The organism is Bradyrhizobium sp. USDA 4510, from assembly GCF_054059095.1.
The window spans coordinates 4934139-4951051 of record NZ_JBSSBT010000001.1 but is presented as its reverse complement, the minus strand read 5'-3'; the positions used below and the strand labels follow the sequence as shown (position 1 = coordinate 4951051).

Below are 16913 nucleotides of genomic sequence, written 5' to 3'. Positions count from 1 at the left end.
ACCCGATCGCCTGCATTCAAGGCTTCTTCACCATGCGTGGAACCTTGCTGCGGTGCGGTTACCGTTCCTACACGAATGCGTCTGTTCTTATAGGTCCATAAAGGGGGCCTATATGTATCGCGTTCTGACCTGTCTCACTTTGGAACATGACTGGCGGTTGGTCGTCCTCGGCGGGGTGATCTGCCTGCTCGCCAGCGCCGTCGCGATCAGCCTGTTTCACCGTGCCCGCGCTGCGCAGGGGCGGGCCCGCGAGATCTGGATCGGCCTCGATGCGGCGGTCGGCGGTTGCGGTATCTGGGCCACCCATTTCGTTGCCATGCTGGCGTACGATCCCGGCATCGAGGCCGGGTACAACATTCCCATCACGCTGCTGTCGCTGGTGCTCGCGGTTGCGATCCTGGCGGTCGGATTGGCCGTCGCCACGCTCGATGGACGCTGGCAGACGGTTGCGGCCGGTGGCGCGATCGTCGGCGCCGGTGTCGCGGCGATGCATTACACCGGCATGCTCGGGCTGGAGCTGCCCGCGCGCATCGTCTGGTCGCCCGGCATCGTCGCCTCGTCGATCGCGTTCGGAAGCCTGTTCGGCGCGCTCGCGCTCGTCGTTGCCACCCGTGGCGAACGTTTCGGCACCACCGCCGCCGCGACCGGTCTTCTGACCGTCGCGATCGTCTCGCATCATTTCACCGCGATGGGCGCGGTGACGCTCGTCCCGGATCCGACCATCGTTTCCGGCGGACTTACGGTCTCGCCGCGCGTGCTCTCGTTCATGACCGCCGTTGCGGCCTTCGCGATCCTCGGCCTCTCGCTGATCGCCTCGATCCTCGACCGTCGCGCCAAGACCGAACTTCACAAGCAGAAGGTGGTGCTCGATACCGCGCTCGAGAACATGTCGCAGGGGCTGTGCATGTTCGATGCCGACGGCCGCATCATGCTGTTCAACGAGCGCTACAGCGAGATGATGGGGCGCAGTCGCATACCGCTGCAGGGACGCCTGCTGATCGATGTCCTGCAGGACCTCCATTCCATCGGCGAGTGGGACGGCGATCCCGAGGAGTTCTGCAATGCTCTCGTCGCCGAGGCAAAGGCCGGCCACAGCGCGACGCGGATCGTCAGCCGCAACGAGCGCGCGATCCGCGTCGTCGACCAGCCGATGAAGGGCGGCGGCTGGGTCGCGACCTTCGAGGACATCACCGAATGGCAGCAGGCACAGGAGCAGATTTCGCACATGGCGCGGCATGACGCGCTGACCAATTTGCCGAACCGGACGCTGTTCCGCGAGCAGCTCGAGAAGGCCTCGAGACTGGCCAAGCGCTCCGACCAACTGGCCGTGCTCTGTCTCGATCTCGATCATTTCAAGGAAATCAACGACACGCTCGGACATCCGATCGGCGACGCGCTGCTGCGCGAAGTCGCGCGCCGGCTGGGCGAATGCGTCACCGAGCACGACACCGTGGCGCGGCTCGGCGGCGACGAATTCGCCATCGTGCAGTTCTGCAGCAATTGCGAGCCGTCCGTCGTGTCGTCGCTGGCAAGTCTCGTGGTCGAGCGGATCGCCGCGCCCTACGAGATCGGCGGCCATCAGCTCGTGATCGGCGTCAGCATCGGCATCTCGCTCGCGCCCGAAGACGGCAAGGATCCCGACGAATTGCTGCAAAAGGCCGATCTCGCGCTGTACCGCGCCAAGGCCGACGGCCGCGGCACCTATCGCTTCTTCGAGACCGGGATGGATGCGCGTGCGCAGGCGCGCCGCCTGCTGGAGCGCGACCTGCGGCTCGCGCTCGAGCATGACGAGTTCGAGGTCTACTACCAGCCGATCCGCGATGTCGCGGGCGATCGGATCGTCGCCTTCGAGGCCCTGGCGCGCTGGAACCATTCGCTGCGTGGCCTGATCGCGCCGAACAATTTCATTCCTGTCGCCGAGGAAACCGGGCTGATCGTTCCGCTTGGCGAGATCGTGTTGCGCAAGGCCTGCGCGGATGCCGCGGGCTGGCCCGAGGCCGTCGCGGTTGCCGTCAATCTCTCGCCGGTGCAGTTCAAGAACCCGAACCTGGTGTCGTCGGTGAAGGCGGCGCTGGAAGCATCGGGCCTGTCGGCGGACCGGCTTGAGCTCGAGATCACCGAATCGGTGCTGCTGCAGAACAGCGAGGCGACGCTCGCGGTGCTGCATGAGCTTCGCGGCTTCGGCGTCCGCATTTCGCTGGACGATTTCGGCACCGGCTATTCCTCGCTGAGCTATCTGCGCAGCTTCCCGTTCGACAAGATCAAGATCGACCGGTCCTTCGTCACCGACCTTGCGACACGCGAGGACTCGATGGCGATCGTGCGCGCGGTCACCGGCCTCGGCAAGAGCCTCGGCATCGTCACGACCGCCGAAGGGGTCGAGACCGATACCCAGTTCGACCTGCTGCGTCGGGAGGGCTGCACGCAGGCGCAGGGCTATCTGTTCAGCCCGCCGCGGCCGGCAGCCGACGTCGCCAAGATGTTGCGCAGGACGCCGGAACGGTCGGTCGCCTGAGTTGGAGGGCTAGCTCAGCTCTTGCGCAGGGCAAAATAGGCGCCGCAGAACGCCATCACCGCGCCGAGGCACAGGGCGGCAAGGCCGGCGAGCACGGCGGATATGGTCGAGACCGTGCTCGGCGCCGACGCGGCCTGGCCGGCACCGGCCAGCATCAGCACGCCGACGACGATCAGGAAGTTACGCATCCGCTGCGGGATCTGGCCGGCCACCGCGCTGTGCATCAGATTGGCGGTGAAGTAGCCGCCCGAAAATCCGACGGTCGCGATCAGCCACCACGCAATCGCGGCGCCCGCCGGCATGAACTCGTGGCTGTCGGAGCGCCACAGGCCGCCGAGATCGAGCCCGTAGCGCGCGCCGAGCATGTGCACGGCAAGCGCCAGCAGCACGCCGGATATCATCGCGCCGCCGAGGATGAGGTAGCGCGGAAAATAGGTCGTCTCGGGCATGGCTCGCTTGTAGGATAGCCGTGACAGGCTGCGCAAGCTGCGTGTGCGTTTGAACAGGTGGAACGGCGGATTGCCAACAACGTTGCAGGACCGGTCGGAGGCAGGCGAGGGCTCGCCGCTGCGCTACGCCTACAAGGCCTCATTGATCGGCTCGGCGCACCAGTTCGAGCTGACCGAGGACGGGCTGTCGTGGCGGATCGCCGGCAGGTCGGGCGTGTGGGACTATGCCGACATCTCCGCGGTGAAACTGTCCTATCGCCCGGTCTCGATGCAGCAGCAGCGGTTTCGCGCCGACATCGACAACGCCAAGGGCGGGCGGATCGCGATCCTCTCGACCACCTGGCAGACCGCGACGCTGGTGGCGCCGCAGGGCCATCTCTACCGCGACTTCATCGTCGAGCTGCATCGCCGGATGCAGGCGGCGGGCAGCAACGCCAGGCTGGTCGGAGGCCTCGGGCCGAAGACGTATACCGCCGCGCTGGCGCTCCTGGCCTGCCTTGCGGTGGCAATGATCGGATTGCTGCTGACGGCGCTGCTGACCTCGAACTGGATGGGGGCGCTGTTCCTGGTCGGCTTTGCGGCGCTGTTCACCTGGCAGGTCGGCGGTTTCGTCACGCGCAATCGGCCGCGGCGCTACAGCTTCGATCAATTGCCCGATGCGCTGCTGCCGAAGGCGGTTCGCAATCGGTGAAGCGGTTCGCGCGGCCGGACTGTAAGCGGGTTGTAAGCAACGCGCTGTAAACTCGGCGACGGATTTGCTTTTGGCTGGAGCGTCAGATGACAATCCGGACCCCATTTTTGGCTCTATGCCTTGTGCTCCTGAGCATCCCGCCGGCTCTTTCCAAGGGTAGCGTGGGCAACAAACATGATCCGCTTGATCCCAATCACGTCGACAATCTGCCGCCCGACGTGCGGCGATACGTTGCCGGAATCTGCAGGGGAACGCCGGTCGCGCAGCACGACTTTGCGACCTACTGGCCGCAAGAAAAGCGCTGGCGGATAAACCTCGAATATCTGCAGTGCGGCGTGATCGGGGAGTATCGCAAAGGCAACCAGTGCATGGATGTGGACTTCGTAGCCGAGGGCGCGCATTTTCGTCTCGTGAGAAAGACGTATGCGGCCTGTGGCTTTTGATGCCCTGGCGCTCACTGGAAATGGGCCGCTGCGAGTGCCACTCCTATCCAATTCTGGACTGCGGCGCTGCTTCGGAGTGAACGTGCGATGTCACTCCGTCGAGTCAAAATCCTCTTCGGTCGCGCTCAGCATTCCCGCCAGTGTCCGCAGGCCGAGGTCGAGTTGCTCCATCGGCGGTGCGGCGAGTGCGAGCCGCACCGCATTGGGCGCGTGCCCCGGCGTGGCCGCAAAGGTGGTCGACGGCGTCAGCGCGATGTCGCGGCGCGCCGCGGCCGCGACCAATGTCTGCGAGCGCCAATGCGGCGGCAAGGTCAGCCAGAGATGATACGACTTCGGATTGGTCTGGATTTCGAAATCGGCCAGATGCTTGGCCGCCAGAAGCTGGCGGCGGCCGGCATCGATCCGCTTCAGCCGTGACAATTCGGCGGCGGTGCCGTCGGCCATCAGCCGCTGCCCCGCGGCGAAGGCGTAGCCCGACGCGGTCCAGCCGCCCGAGCGCACCGCGGCCATGATGCTCTCGCGCAGCCGCGGCGGCGACACGATGAAGCCGAGCGCAAGGCCCGGCGCGACCTTCTTCGACAGGCTGTCGAGCATGATGCAGCTGTCGGGCGCCAGCGCGGCGAGCGGCGCCTCATCGTCGAGAAATCCGTAGACGCCGTCCTCGATGACGATGAGGCCGAGCTTCTCCACCACGCGCAGCAGCTCGGCGCGGCGTTCGGGCGGCATGGTGATGCTGAGCGGGTTCTGGATCGTGGGCTGGACGTAGATCGCGGACAGATGCGCCTCGCGATGCGCCTTCTGCACCGCATCCGGTCGCACGCCGTGTTCGTCCATCGCGAGCGGCACCAGCGAGATGCCGAGCCGCGCCGCGATGCCCTTGACGAACGGGTAGGTCAGCGCCTCGACGCCGCAGCGTCCGCCGGGCGGCACCACGGCGGCGAGCGCGGCGGCGATGCATTGCCGGCCATTGGCGGTGAACACGATCTGGTCGGGATTTGGCGTCCAGCTTTTGCGCGCCAGAAATTCCGAGGAGATGGTGCGTGCCGCCCGCGTGCCAAAGCTGGTCGCCGGCCGCAGCGCGCCCTCGAGCACCTCGGGCCGCTCCAGTCCTTCGAGGCTCTTGGCGATCATCGTCGCCTGGTGCGGCAGCAGCGGGTAGTTGAACTCGAGGTCGATGCGGGCGCCGCGCGGCTCGGTCGGGGCCGTGATGCCGCGGCGTGCCTCGCCGGACACGAAAGTGCCGCGGCCGACTTCACCGACCACCAACCCGCGCCGCAACAGCTCGGTATAGACCCGGCTCGCCGTCGAGACGGCGATGTTGCGGTCATAGGCGAAATGACGCTGCGGCGGCAGCCGGTCGCCCGCCTTCAGCGCGCCGCTGGCGATCTCGGCGGCCACCGCATCCGCCAGCTTCAGATATTCGAACCTCGACATTATTGCACCGAGAGCAATGTTTTACTTGCTCCGAGCAATGTACCGGATCATTTAAGAGGGAACAAGCCCATGATTGCACCGAGGAGTGCGCAAGCAATCCGAGGTCCCGGTCGGCGCAGGCGCTGAAACAGCATTTGCGCCAACGGCGTAGCTTTGTCTATGGGCAGCGAAGGAGAGATGACAATGTCAGCGATATCCTCAGCCGCCGCAGCGCCCGCGCGGCCTAGTACATTGGGCGGATTGCTCCGATTGCTCCGAGTGTGGGGCGATGCGCTCGCGACCTATTGGGTGCGCCGCGAGGCGATCAAGACGCTGCGCCAGCTCGATGACCGGGCGTTGCGCGATATCGGACTCTCGCGCTGCCAGATCGAGACCGCCGTCACCGGCGACTTCGACCTGGAGCTGGTGCGGATCCGTTAAGATGCCGGTGCTGCGCTCATGCATGATCCGGAAAAGTGCGAAGCGGTTTTCCCTCGCGACAAACGCGGGACGCGTTTGCGCGGAGGTCATGCCCAAACAAAGAGCTAAAGCGCGATGACGATTCAACCCAATCACGTCGCGCCTTAGGGCCGGGCGCCGACTGCCGGTTGCAGAATTCACCGAAACTACACCAAAAAAGCGGAAGAGCCCCATCTCGTCACCGCCGTCGCTCCAAGGTTGTGACGCTCTATGCTAGCCTGTTAGCTGCGTACGCTAGCGTTGAGTTGGGGACCGATGGCCGCTCGCAAATTGTCGCAAGGGCAGGCCCCGACCCGGGAAGCGCGTCGCCGCTGGCATGAGGAGCGATCGCTGCGCTGTGCGATCCGGTTGGCCCGCATGGGCTACTGGGAGTCGCAGAGTGCCGCCGCGACCGATCTCTGGATATCGCCCGAGCTCGCCGCCTTCTACGAATTCGACACAGCCGACGGCTACATCCCCATCGCCACGGTGCGCGAGCGCTATCTGCCTGAAAGCCGGAAGCTTCTGGAGGCGCATTACGCGGCTTGCTGGGCGGAGGGGCGGCCCTATGCGGTGCGGACGAGGCTCCGCAGTTCCGATGGCAGCCTGCTCGACTGCGTGGTGCATGGCGAGCCGGAATTCGACGCGGACGGCCAGGTTCGACGCGTGTCCGGCATCGTCCGCGACGTCACGGAGGAGACCTCCGCGCTGCGGCGCCTGGCGGAGAGCGAGCAACGGCTGGCCGATTTTGTCTCGACCGCCTCGGACTGGTGCTGGGAGAGCGATGCCGAACATCGGCTGCTGCCCTATCCCAAATCGCTTGCCGGCAATGCGGCGTTCCAGACGGTGGCCGCTGGCAGGAAGGCGCGCTGGGAACTGACTTATGCGCCCGAGGACGGCGAGGCGATGGCGCGGCACCGGGCCGATATGGAGGCCCATCGCCCTTTTCGCGACTTCACCTATACGCTGATCGGCAAGGACGGCTCGCGCGTCAGCATCTGCACCAGCGGCAAGCCGATCTTCGCCGATGACGGCAGCTTTCTCGGCTATCGCGGCACCTCCAGCGACATCACCCAGCTCAGGGCGGCCAAGGCGCTGCTCGACCAGCGCACGCGGGCGCTGGAGGAGGCCCACCGCCTCGGCAAGATCGGCACCTGGAGCTTCCGGCTGGACAGCGGCCGTACGATCTGGGCGCCCGAGCTCTACCAGCTTCTCGGCCTGCCCGACACGTTCGAGCCGACCGATGAGAACATGGGACCCTATTTCCTGGACGGCGACGCCGACCGCTTCCGGGAGGTGCAGAAACGGGTGCTGCTCACCCGCCGTACCGAGGCCACGGATCTACGCATCCTGCACGCGGACGGCATGCCCCGCGATCTGGCTGTGATCTGCAAGGCGGAGGTTGCCCACGACAAGGTCATCGGCATCATCGGCACCGTGCAGGACGTCACCGAGCGCAAGGAAGCCGAGCGCCAGCTCGAGCAGCTCGCCTACAGCGATCCGTTGACCGGCCTTGCCAATCGCGCGCTGTTCACGCGCCAGCTCGCCGCGCTGACCGAAGGCTGCTCCCAGGGAGGCCGGACCGGTGCGCTGCTGCTCATCGACCTCGATCGCTTCAAGGAGGTCAATGATTCCCTCGGCCATGCCGCCGGTGACGAATTGCTGATCAAGGTGGCGGCTGCGTTGCGGCAGGAATTGGGGCCGCGCGCCTTCATCGCCCGGCTCGGCGGCGACGAATTCGCCGTGCTGGCGGATGGATGCGACACGTCCGACGCCGCGCTGACCGGGCTTGCCGATCGGCTCGTCGGCAAACTGTCCGGCCCTGTCGATCTCGCCGAGGGCGAGGCCTCGGTCGGCGCCACCATCGGCATTGCCCGCCTGCCGGAGCACGGCGCGACGGCGGAGACCGCCGTGCGCAACGCGGACCTCGCGCTCTACATGGCCAAGGAGGCCGGGCGCGGCCGGGCGCAACTGTTCGAGCCGGTCTATGCGCAGGCGGTCGATGAAAGGCTCGATCTCGGCCGCCATCTGCGCCACGCCGTGGAGGCCGGCGCCCTCGAGGCCCATTACCAGCCGCAGGTGGACCTGAAGACCGGCCGCGTCACCGGCTTCGAGGCGCTGCTACGCTGGGCCCATCCCGAGCGCGGGCCGATCTCGCCGGCGGAGTTCATCCCGATCGCCGAAAGCTCCGGCCTCATCGTCGACCTCGGCCTGTGGGTGCTGCGCGAGGCCTGCCGGCAGGGCCGCGCCTGGCTGGATGCCGGGCTGCCGCCGCGCTCCATCTCGGTCAATGTCTCGCCGGCGCAGATCTGGAGCGTGGATTTCGAGACCGCGGTCTCGGCCGTGCTGGCGGAGACCGGCTTTCCGGCGAAGCTGCTCTGCCTGGAGCTGACCGAAAGCCTGTTCGTGGATCATACCGAGCAACGGATCAGTCGCACGCTGACGGCGCTGTCCGGCTTGGGCGCCCGGCTGGCGCTGGACGATTTCGGCTCCGGCTATTCCTCGCTCGGCTATCTGACGCGCCTTCCTTTCGACTGCCTGAAAGTGGACCGGGCCTTCGTGGATGGCATTTCCACCGCGCCGGAGAAGCGCAAGCTGCTCGGCGGCATCATCGCCCTGTCGCACGGGCTCGGCATGACGGTCGTGGCGGAGGGCGCCGAATTGTCCGCCGAGCTGGACGTGCTCGGCGGGCTCGATTGCGATTTGGTGCAGGGCTTCGTGTTTTCCCCGCCCATCGCCGCCGACAAGGCGCCGCTGGTCGCCGCCAGCATCGAGCGCGAGGTGCGCCGGATGCAGCCGCAACGGAATCGCCTCTAGGCGAACACCGCTTGCAGCATTGTTTTTGTGCGTGGCTTTGCCTCGATGGTGGCAGCTGACCAATCAGCTGGGCCGTGTACTCATAAAGCGGAGCTGGATGAGGGACGCTTGATGTCCGCTCTCACCCTGACAGCCGCGAGAAAGCGGACGTCGCCGGAGGTTCGAGAAGGGCCACGAACCGATACTTGGCCGCGAGCCAACGGGCCTCCTGACTTGCACCTCGATCTCATCGATCCCTATTCGATGGCCGATTGTGCAGCCAGTTCGGCCTTGCGTAGCGTTTTGATGTCGTTTTCGGTGTGGTTCACCGGGGCGAGGTGAATCTCCACTTTTAAGAGCTTGCCTGTATAGGGATTGGGCGACGCGTAATCATCGCTGACCGGCGATCCCGTATCCATCCCGATGTCGAAAGTTTCATCGGCCGAGAACCGGCCCAAGACGCTCTTTTCGACCCGCCCCTCTCCAACCTTCGTGTCATTGACGAAAAGCGTGACTACGCCACCCTTTCCGAGCCCACCGCCGTCGTACTTGAAGTCCACGCGAATGATTGCCGGACCCGGTGCGAGCTTCTCCGAACTCGTGACCTTGTAGCGTTGCAGGGAAAACCAGTTGTATTCGTAAGTCGGCTTACCGTCCTTGATGTAGAGAGCGTAGCCGGCAACGGTGCCGCCAGCCGCGATCAACACACCATCACCGCCTGCTTGCGGAACATCGATATACGCCGCGATGCTGTGCGAGCGGTTTTTCACGTTGGGCGATGAGCTTTCGGGGATCCGCGTGGCGCCGGGGTAATAGGTAAAATCGGTGCGTCCCGCGATCAGGCTCGGACGCAAGCTTGGGTCGGCGCGCTCGATGAACCGGTCGTCCAGCGGGAGCACGTCGTATTTTGCTGCCTCGACCCAGAACAGGTCCTGCATGTCGCGCAGACGCTTGGGCTCTTGAGCCGCCAAGTCGTTGGCCTCGCTGAAATCGCTCTCAATCCGGTAAAGCTCCCACTTGTCGTTGGCGAAATCATACGAGCCGATGTTTTGCCAGGGCAGCCGTCCATGGCGGACGCACGCAACCCATCCGTCGCTGTAGATCGCACGGTTGCCGAACATCTCGAAATATTGAACGCGACGCTGCTCTTCAGCCTTCGGGTTGTCGAAGGTGTAAACCATGCTGACGCCTTCGATCGGCTTTTGGGCAACCCCGTTGACCAACGAGGGCTGCTCGATTTGAGCAGCCTCCAGGATCGTCGGAACGATGTCGATCGCGTGATGGAATTGAGTGCGAATGCCGCCTTTGTCCTTGATCCTGTTGGGCCATGAGATGACGAGCGGATTGCGCGTACCGCCGAAATGCGAGGCGACCTGCTTGCCCCATTGGAACGGTGTGTCCATGGCCCACGCCCATCCCACGGGAAAATGATTGTAGGACTTGGGACCGCCGATCTCGTCGAGATGCGCCAGGATATAGCTCGGGTCCTCCTGCTGACCGTTAACGCCGACCATCTCGTTAAAGGTGCCATTGAGGGTACCTTCCATCGAGGAGCCGTTGTCGCCAATCTCCCAAAAGATCAGCGTGTTGTCCGTTTGGCCGACTGCTTCCAGAGCATCGAGGACGCGCCCAACATGAAAGTCGGTTTGGGCCGTGTAGGCGGCGAAGGTCTCCATCAGCCGCGAGGCGATGCGCTTCTGATCAGCGGAAAGGGAATCCCAGGCAGGAATCTCCGCCGGCCGCGGGGTCAGCTTGGTGTCGGCAGGGATCACGCCCAGGCGCAATTGTCGCTGGTATGTTTCTTCCCGATATCTATCCCACCCCTGATTGAACTGCCCCTTGAACTTGTCGATCCATTCCTTCGGCACGTGATGAGGCGCGTGCGTGGCACCGGGCGCGTAATAGATGAAGAATGGCCGGTCCGGTGTCACCGACTTTTGCTTGTTGATGTGACTGATCACCTCATCCGCAAGGGCTTCATTCAGGGTGTAATCGGCTTTCCGGCCGCTCGGGACCTCCATCTCGATGGGCGTATTGTCGCGATAGAGCGCCGGCGCCCACTGGTTCGCTTCGCCCCCCAAGAAACCGTAGAAGTGATCAAAGCCCTGCCGGGTTGGCCAGCGGTCATAGGGACCCGACACACTGGTCTCCCAATCCGCAATATTGTGGTTCTTGCCGAACCAGGCTGTGCTGTAGCCATGCTGGCGCAACGGCTCTGCCACCATGGCGGCGCCGTTGGGAATCTGTCCGCTGTAGCCGGGATAGCCGTCGCCCAATTCGGTAATGTTGCCTGTTGCGGCGGAATGATGATTGCGGCCCGTGAGCAGCGCGGCCCGCGTTGGAGAACATAGCGCCGTGGTATGGAAGCGCGTGTAGCGCAATCCGGCCTTTGCGAGCCGGTCCAGGTTCGGGGTAGGGATTTGGCCGCCGAAAGTCCCCCATTGTCCGAAGCCGCAATCGTCGATCAGAACGAGCAGGACGTTCGGCGCGCCGCTTGGTGCACTAATGATCGGAATCTTGTCCGGAAACGAGTCCTTATAGGTGGTGCCGATTTTTCCCTTGAATGGCGGCCGCGGAAGCGGCAGCACTTCTTGAGCCTGCGCCGACTCGCGAAGCCAGGACCAACCGAGTGCCGACGCAAGCGCGCCCTTTGCGGTGGAAAGAAAAAGCTGACGGCGATTCATCGATGCCTCTCCTTCTGTTACCCGCTTGGGCTTTCGGACGCCTCCGCTAACGTGTGGTACGGAGAGGTGTCACCCCGCTCACCCGACGCTGTACAACCATTGGGGGATCGAAATGGAAGCGCCGCTTTGTTCCCTTGATCTAGATCAACGGAGGGCCCCTTGGTACTTCGGGCCAAAACCGGGTCTCGCGACCGCTTTGGTCAGAAGCTGAAGAACTCGATGTGAACACAATGCATCCGCTTTGGGGGCATAGCGACCAATCGCCGTCGGTCAGCGCCTGATTGAGCCGGACTGCCGAGCCGATGCTGCCCAACAAGCCGCGCGGCGTGCGACGAGCGAGTGACCGCCGCGTCCTCAATGGCATCGTGCGCAATTTCGGAATATTAGAAGATTGTCCCTGAGCTGCCCGACGTGTCAAGTCGCCTGGTCGAACGCCGGCCGAAAGGCGAGACGGTGTTGGGCGGCATGGACGCCGCCCAACACGATCATGAATCTCATTTTGCCATTGCCGTCCTGGCGGCCTCGATTTTCGCCTTCACAGCATCGAGGTTGAAGCTCGCGCCCTTCTGCATCGGCGGAAATTCGATTGCGGTCATGGCCAGCTTCTCGACCTCCTGTTGAACGAACACGAAGCGCCAGAATTCATATTTGAACCAGTCGAAGTATTGTTGCGCGCCGTATTTGGTCCCGCTGTCCGGCCAGCCCGTTCGCTCGAACGGATCCAGGCGGAGGTTGATCAGGTAGGGCACGTCAACCTTGGTTTTTTCGCCCAGCCAACCCCCGGGCTGGTCGATGAAGCGATACTTGTAGTCGTCGATGCGCACGGCCCCCAGCTCGCTCTCGCCGAAGTACCAGATTTCGTGCCGGTTCGACGGCCCCTTGCCGGTGATCATGTCCATCTGATTATAGCCATCCAGATGGCACTTGTAGGTGCGATCGCCGATCTGCTTGCCCTTCTTCAGTTCCTCGGCAATGTTCGGGCTGCCGGCAGCCGCCAGCAAGGTCGGGAACCAGTCCAGACCGGAGATGATTCCGTTCTCGACCTTGCCCGCCGGCACCTTGCCCGGCCAGCGGATCATCGCCGGCGCGCGGAAGCCGCCTTCCATGACCGTACCTTTGCTCTGCGCGAAGGGTGTCTGTCCGCCATCCGGCCAAGTGAAGACCTCGGTGCCGTTATCCGTGGTGAAGATGACAATGGTGTTGTCATCCACGCCCATGTCCTTGAGTTTTTTCATGACGAGGCCGACATCGTCGTCGAGCTGCGCCATGCCGGCTTCATGAATCGACCAGCCGTTCTTGGAGTTGCGCATCGCCTCGTACTTCGGCGACAAATGCGTGACGATGTGCATGCGGGTCGGATTGAGCCACAAGAAGAACGGCTTGTTATCGGCCTTGGCCTTTTCAATGAAACTCAACGCAAAGTCTCGAATTTCATCGTCCACGGTTTCCATCCGCTTGGGATAGAGCGTTCCGGCGTCCTCAATTCTTTGCTTGCCGACCTTGCCCCAGCGGGGATCCACGGTGGCGTCGTCCACATTGGTCGCCCACGAATGGATCATGTTGCGCGGGCCGACCTTGTTCAACAGCTCCTGCGGATAGGCAGGGTGGGCCGGATCTTCCATCGCGTCGAGGTGATACAAATAACCGAAGAACTCGTCGAAGCCGTGCACGGTCGGCAGAAATTCGTTCTTGTCGCCAAGGTGGTTCTTGCCGAATTGGCCGGTGGCATAGCCCATGCCCTTGAGCGCGGTGGCAATGGTCACAGCCTCCGCCGGCAAGCCTGTGGGGGCGCCGGCCTGGCCGACCGTTGTCATGCCGGTGCGGATCGGCAGCTCGCCGGTAATGAAGTTGGCGCGGCCTGCGGTGCAGCTCGCCTCGGCGTAATAATCGGTAAACAGCATGCCTTCTGCGGCGATCTTGTCGAGGTTCGGCGTCCGGCCGGCCATCATGCCACGATGGTAAGCACCGATATTCCAGATGCCGATATCGTCCCCCATGATGACGACGATATTGGGCCGCTGGCCGCTCGGTGCCTGCTGCGCCTGGGCCAGCGCCTTTTCGACCGATGCGGCGGCGCCTAATGCGGATGCCGCCGCCAGGCTTGTCGTCGCGAGCAAAACATTTCGACGGCTCATATCGCGTGAGGCGTTATCCTTGTCGTCGTTCATCACTTGCTCCTTATGATGCATCGAAAGCCAACGTGGCTCGTGGACGTATCCACCGCGTCCGCATGGCGCGCAGCCGGGCGATAGCGACGGCAGTAGTTCGGCGCGCAGAGATGCGAGCCGCCTTTGAGAACCTTGCGGGGAATCTTGATCTTGGGCAGAGACGGATCGTGGCTGTCTTGCTCTCGCCCGCCGCGTGGATCCTGAGGAACGCAGCACGCCTTGGCCGCGTCGGGCGCATGCCTGGTGGACCACCAATCGGTGGTCCACTCCCAGACGTTGCCGATCATGTCATGAAGGCCGTAGCCATTCGGTGGGAACGCCATCACCGGCGAGGTGCGCGCCTGACCATCGTCGCCAAGATTCTGGTATGGAAAAACACCTTGCCAGGTATTCGCCATTGGCCTGCCGCCGGGCATCAGCTCGTCGCCCCAGGCGAACTCGGCTCCGTTGAGGCCGCCGCGCGCCGCAAACGCCCATTCGGCTTCGGTCGGCAAGTCCTTGCCAGCCCATGTCGCATAGGCCTCGACATCGCGATAGGCAATGTGGACCACGGGATGATCGTCGATGCCGCTGATCGAACTGCGGGGGCCATATGGCCGGCGCCAGTTGGCGCCAAATTTGAAATTCCACCATTGCGACCAGTCGCGCAAATCGACCGGACGCTTCGGTGGCGTGAAAACCGGCGAGCCCGCCTTGAGCATGTGCGGCAGTGCGCCTGGATAGTCCCTGGCGTCAGGCCGCGTCTCCGCTGACGTCACGTAGCCGGTTGCGTTGACGAACTTGCGAAAATCGCGATTGGTGACCGGCGTGCGGTCCATCCAGAAGCCGCTCATCGAGACGCGATGGACCGGCGCCTCTTCGGCATAGCGCCCGTCTGAGCCCATGCGGAACGTGCCGCCCGGAATCCAGACCATGCCCCTCTCACTGGGCCCATCCGACAAATGTACGTCTGCCGCAACGCCAACGTCGTGCATGGGCTACTCGCAATGAACGAGTTTTCAAAATTACGAGCGTCGCCTCCAGGAATCTCTCGGCAGCTTTCCAGCGCCGATTCTGCCAGGGAGGAGCGCGGCTTACACCTTAGTCAGTCAACGTGACAATCGAACATCTGAAGCGGTGGCACGTTCGCAGCGGCACAACCTTCTCCCATTGATCTAGATCAATCGAGCCAGGTCGCCCGTTCCTTGTGGAGAGCCCTGATGACTATGCAAAAAGTGCCAGGGTTGTGGCGTCATAGACACAACCTTCCAATAAACCTCCGGCTGAACTCAAGTGTGCCGAATTCGCGTGGACGAACGGCAGCGTCAGCTTATTCTTTCCGAGTTTCTACCCCGCCGGAGCAATGGTGGGATCGCGAGAGTCGGGGAATCGGCGATGCGGCGCTTTAAACCGAATTTGGGACGCAGATTTTTTTCGCAGTGGCATTTGAGTGTTGGGGCGCTTGCCGCTTTGCTGGCGCTTTCCACCCAACCGGCTCGGGCCGATGAAAATGGCATCAGCTTTTGGATACCCGGATTTTTTGGCAGCCTCGCGGCTGTTCCCCAGCAGGCGCCGGGCTGGTCGGTGACCACGGTTTATTATCACACCTCTGTTTCCGCTGGCGGCGACGTGGCGCGGTCGCGCGAAATCACGCTTGGTCGCTTTCCCGCGAATCTGACGGCCAACGTCAACGCGAACGTCAATGCGAATGTGAACCTTGGCCTTGTCGCCGGGACCTACACCTTTGCAACACCCGTGCTGGGCGGTCAGGCTTCTGCCAGCCTGTTGGCGACCTACGGCTCCAACTCCACGTCGCTGGCGGGATCGCTCGTTGGGACATTGACGGGACCAGGCGGCGGCACGTTCCCCTTCTCCCGGTTTGACAGCATCGACAGTTCGCTCATTGCATTCGGCGACCTGATCCCGCAGTTCGCGCTGCGCTGGAATGCCGGTGTCAACAATTACATGACGTACGTCACCGCCGACCTTCCGGTCGGCGCCTATCAGTCGGGCCGCCTGGCGAATTTGGGGATTGGGCACTGGGCGGTCGACGCGGGCGGCGGCTACACCTATTTCGATCCAAAGACCGGGCATGAATTTTCGACGGTGCTGGGATTCACCTACAACTTCGTCAACCCCTCCACCCAATATCAAAGCGGCGTCGACATGCACCTCGACTGGGGCGCATCGCAGTTCCTGACCAAGCAGTGGCAGGTCGGCCTCGTCGGTTACTTCTATCAGCAGCTCGGCTGCGACAGCGGCTCCGGCGATCGCGTCGGCTGCTTCCGGTCGCGCGTGGCCGGTGTCGGCCCGCAGGTCGGCTACATTTTCCCGGTCGGAGACATGCAGGGATATCTGAACCTGAAGGGCTACGGCGAATTCGCCAATGAAAATCGGCCAGCAGGCTGGAACGTCTGGCTGACGTTCAATCTTCAGCCCGCGGCGCCAACGCCGCCGACATCCACAAGGCCCAGATTCACGAAATAGCAATAGCGGTGACGCTGCCACCGGTGCCGTGCTGAAGACATGCCGATTAGCGGCGGACCGGGCCAGCAAGCAATGCCTAGCGCGATAAGGGCAATACCGGTCAGTCGCCCGATCGGAATGGCAATACCAGAAAGGTCTTCACCGAACAGCAAATGTCCGACGAGTGACGGAACGATTACCAGGGCAAGGCCGGTTACTGTTTCGGTTATGGCGGCGAAAATCAACGCTTTGTTCAGCGCAGGATCAAGACTGCTGCTGGACTTGACCCAACGCATTTATGCACACCGGCAATAGAACTGCAGAAAGCGCGACACCTCGGTTTCCGTGCCGTAGAGGCGGATGAGGCCGTGTCGGTAGGCGTCGCCTACCGACAAGCGATGGTTGGCTATCTCCCGAACCACGTCCTCGCCGCTGATGAGGACGAGTTCGCCGACAGGCGGTGCAGAGACATGAACTTGCGCATGCAGGTCGCCGCCCTCTGGCGTGAAGCGAGTCCATAACATCGGCTCTATCAACAGCAGCGCAAAAGCCATCGGCGCGTTCTCACCCGCCGGTATCCGCAGCTGCTCTCCCAACTGTTCGAGCGATCGCACGGTGCGGTGATAGGCCCAAAGATCGGGCGTACGCGCCGGGGGCGGAAGCCGCCGCTCGCTCACCGCCTGCGCCATTGCGCCCAGGACATGCAGCGCGTCGGGGTAGGTCCAATTCAGCATGCCGCGCGCGAGCGTGACGTCATCGTGGTAACCGCAAGCCGGGGCTTGGGACGGCGCCCAGGCAGCGCACCAGCCGAGCACGAAAACTGCGGCAATCCGGTGCTTTCGCATGAAGC

General features: G+C 63.5%; 13 protein-coding genes. 6 read left to right on the top strand and 7 right to left on the bottom strand.

Annotation, left to right across the window (positions count from 1 at the left end; genetic code table 11):
• Positions 1 to 112: 112 nt before the first annotated feature.
• On the top strand, positions 113 to 2515 hold the full coding sequence (locus tag ACVMDN_RS23080; RefSeq protein ID WP_456834962.1) for an EAL domain-containing protein: 2403 nt from the start codon (positions 113 to 115) through the stop codon (positions 2513 to 2515).
• Positions 2516 to 2529: 14 nt separating this feature from the next.
• Here the strand turns inward: ACVMDN_RS23080 and ACVMDN_RS23075 are convergent, their stop codons facing one another.
• The gene (locus ACVMDN_RS23075) at positions 2530 to 2964 is read right to left on the bottom strand and encodes a hypothetical protein (RefSeq protein ID WP_016840859.1); all 435 of its coding nucleotides are present in this window, start codon (positions 2962 to 2964) and stop codon (positions 2530 to 2532) included.
• A gap of 70 nt (positions 2965 to 3034) precedes the next feature.
• Here ACVMDN_RS23075 and ACVMDN_RS23070 point away from each other — a divergent pair, with 70 nt between their 5' ends.
• Together ACVMDN_RS23070 and ACVMDN_RS23065 are read left to right on the top strand one after the other, a co-directional pair.
• Positions 3035 to 3655 (top strand): hypothetical protein, encoded by a 621-nt coding sequence (locus ACVMDN_RS23070; RefSeq protein WP_456834963.1) that lies wholly within the window; start codon positions 3035 to 3037, stop codon positions 3653 to 3655.
• 86 nt (positions 3656 to 3741) lie between these two features.
• Positions 3742 to 4098 carry a hypothetical protein gene (locus ACVMDN_RS23065; protein ID WP_456834964.1) on the top strand — a complete coding sequence of 119 codons (357 nt, stop codon included), beginning with the start codon at positions 3742 to 3744 and terminating at the stop codon, positions 4096 to 4098.
• Positions 4099 to 4188: 90 nt separating this feature from the next.
• On the opposite strand, the gene ACVMDN_RS23060 is transcribed toward ACVMDN_RS23065, so the two are convergent.
• On the bottom strand, positions 4189 to 5532 hold the full coding sequence (locus ACVMDN_RS23060) for an aminotransferase-like domain-containing protein (protein ID WP_456814620.1): 1344 nt from the start codon (positions 5530 to 5532) through the stop codon (positions 4189 to 4191).
• Between the two features lie 258 nt (positions 5533 to 5790).
• On the opposite strand from ACVMDN_RS23060, the gene ACVMDN_RS23055 reads away from it, so the two are divergent.
• Both ACVMDN_RS23055 and ACVMDN_RS23050 read left to right on the top strand, forming a co-directional pair.
• Complete coding sequence (locus tag ACVMDN_RS23055; protein WP_080583391.1) at positions 5791 to 5952, top strand: DUF1127 domain-containing protein; 162 nt, start codon at positions 5791 to 5793, stop codon at positions 5950 to 5952.
• Between the two features lie 294 nt (positions 5953 to 6246).
• Complete coding sequence (locus ACVMDN_RS23050) at positions 6247 to 8787, top strand: sensor domain-containing protein (protein WP_456834965.1); 2541 nt, start codon at positions 6247 to 6249, stop codon at positions 8785 to 8787.
• A gap of 236 nt (positions 8788 to 9023) precedes the next feature.
• Here the strand turns inward: ACVMDN_RS23050 and ACVMDN_RS23045 are convergent, their stop codons facing one another.
• The 3 genes from ACVMDN_RS23045 to ACVMDN_RS23035 form a co-directional block, all read right to left on the bottom strand.
• Positions 9024 to 11450: an arylsulfatase gene (locus ACVMDN_RS23045; protein WP_456834966.1), complete on the bottom strand. Its 2427-nt coding sequence runs from the start codon at positions 11448 to 11450 to the stop codon at positions 9024 to 9026.
• Between the two features lie 494 nt (positions 11451 to 11944).
• Positions 11945 to 13585, bottom strand: a complete 1641-nt coding sequence (locus tag ACVMDN_RS23040; RefSeq protein WP_456835863.1) for an arylsulfatase — start codon at positions 13583 to 13585, stop codon at positions 11945 to 11947.
• Positions 13586 to 13617: 32 nt separating this feature from the next.
• Complete coding sequence (locus tag ACVMDN_RS23035) at positions 13618 to 14532, bottom strand: formylglycine-generating enzyme family protein (protein ID WP_456834967.1); 915 nt, start codon at positions 14530 to 14532, stop codon at positions 13618 to 13620.
• Positions 14533 to 14992: 460 nt separating this feature from the next.
• On the opposite strand from ACVMDN_RS23035, the gene ACVMDN_RS23030 reads away from it, so the two are divergent.
• Positions 14993 to 16084, top strand: coding sequence for a SphA family protein (locus ACVMDN_RS23030; RefSeq protein WP_456834968.1), 1092 nt, complete (start codon positions 14993 to 14995; stop codon positions 16082 to 16084).
• Here the strand turns inward: ACVMDN_RS23030 and ACVMDN_RS23025 are convergent.
• Positions 16030 to 16359: a hypothetical protein gene (locus tag ACVMDN_RS23025; RefSeq protein WP_199805218.1), complete on the bottom strand. Its 330-nt coding sequence runs from the start codon at positions 16357 to 16359 to the stop codon at positions 16030 to 16032. The genes ACVMDN_RS23030 and ACVMDN_RS23025 overlap by 55 nt on opposite strands.
• Positions 16360 to 16908, bottom strand: coding sequence for a hypothetical protein (locus tag ACVMDN_RS23020; RefSeq protein ID WP_141340719.1), 549 nt, complete (start codon positions 16906 to 16908; stop codon positions 16360 to 16362). It lies immediately after the preceding gene.
• Positions 16909 to 16913: the final 5 nt, after the last annotated feature.

What these genes read in the sequence shown, in the direction of transcription:
- ACVMDN_RS23020 (WP_141340719.1), bottom strand. Translation starts at nt 16,908, where the DNA reads ATGCGAAAGCACCGGATTGCCGCAGTTTTCGTGCTCGGCTGGTGCGCT.
- ACVMDN_RS23030 (WP_456834968.1), top strand. Translation starts at nt 14,993, where the DNA reads ATGCGGCGCTTTAAACCGAATTTGGGACGCAGATTTTTTTCGCAGTGG.
- ACVMDN_RS23045 (WP_456834966.1), bottom strand. Translation starts at nt 11,450, where the DNA reads ATGAATCGCCGTCAGCTTTTTCTTTCCACCGCAAAGGGCGCGCTTGCG.
- ACVMDN_RS23035 (WP_456834967.1), bottom strand. Translation starts at nt 14,532, where the DNA reads ATGGTCTGGATTCCGGGCGGCACGTTCCGCATGGGCTCAGACGGGCGC.
- ACVMDN_RS23050 (WP_456834965.1), top strand. Translation starts at nt 6,247, where the DNA reads ATGGCCGCTCGCAAATTGTCGCAAGGGCAGGCCCCGACCCGGGAAGCG.
- ACVMDN_RS23075 (WP_016840859.1), bottom strand. Translation starts at nt 2,964, where the DNA reads ATGCCCGAGACGACCTATTTTCCGCGCTACCTCATCCTCGGCGGCGCG.
- ACVMDN_RS23025 (WP_199805218.1), bottom strand. Translation starts at nt 16,359, where the DNA reads ATGCGTTGGGTCAAGTCCAGCAGCAGTCTTGATCCTGCGCTGAACAAA.
- ACVMDN_RS23065 (WP_456834964.1), top strand. Translation starts at nt 3,742, where the DNA reads ATGACAATCCGGACCCCATTTTTGGCTCTATGCCTTGTGCTCCTGAGC.
- ACVMDN_RS23060 (WP_456814620.1), bottom strand. Translation starts at nt 5,532, where the DNA reads ATGTCGAGGTTCGAATATCTGAAGCTGGCGGATGCGGTGGCCGCCGAG.
- ACVMDN_RS23040 (WP_456835863.1), bottom strand. Translation starts at nt 13,585, where the DNA reads ATGAGCCGTCGAAATGTTTTGCTCGCGACGACAAGCCTGGCGGCGGCA.
- ACVMDN_RS23080 (WP_456834962.1), top strand. Translation starts at nt 113, where the DNA reads ATGTATCGCGTTCTGACCTGTCTCACTTTGGAACATGACTGGCGGTTG.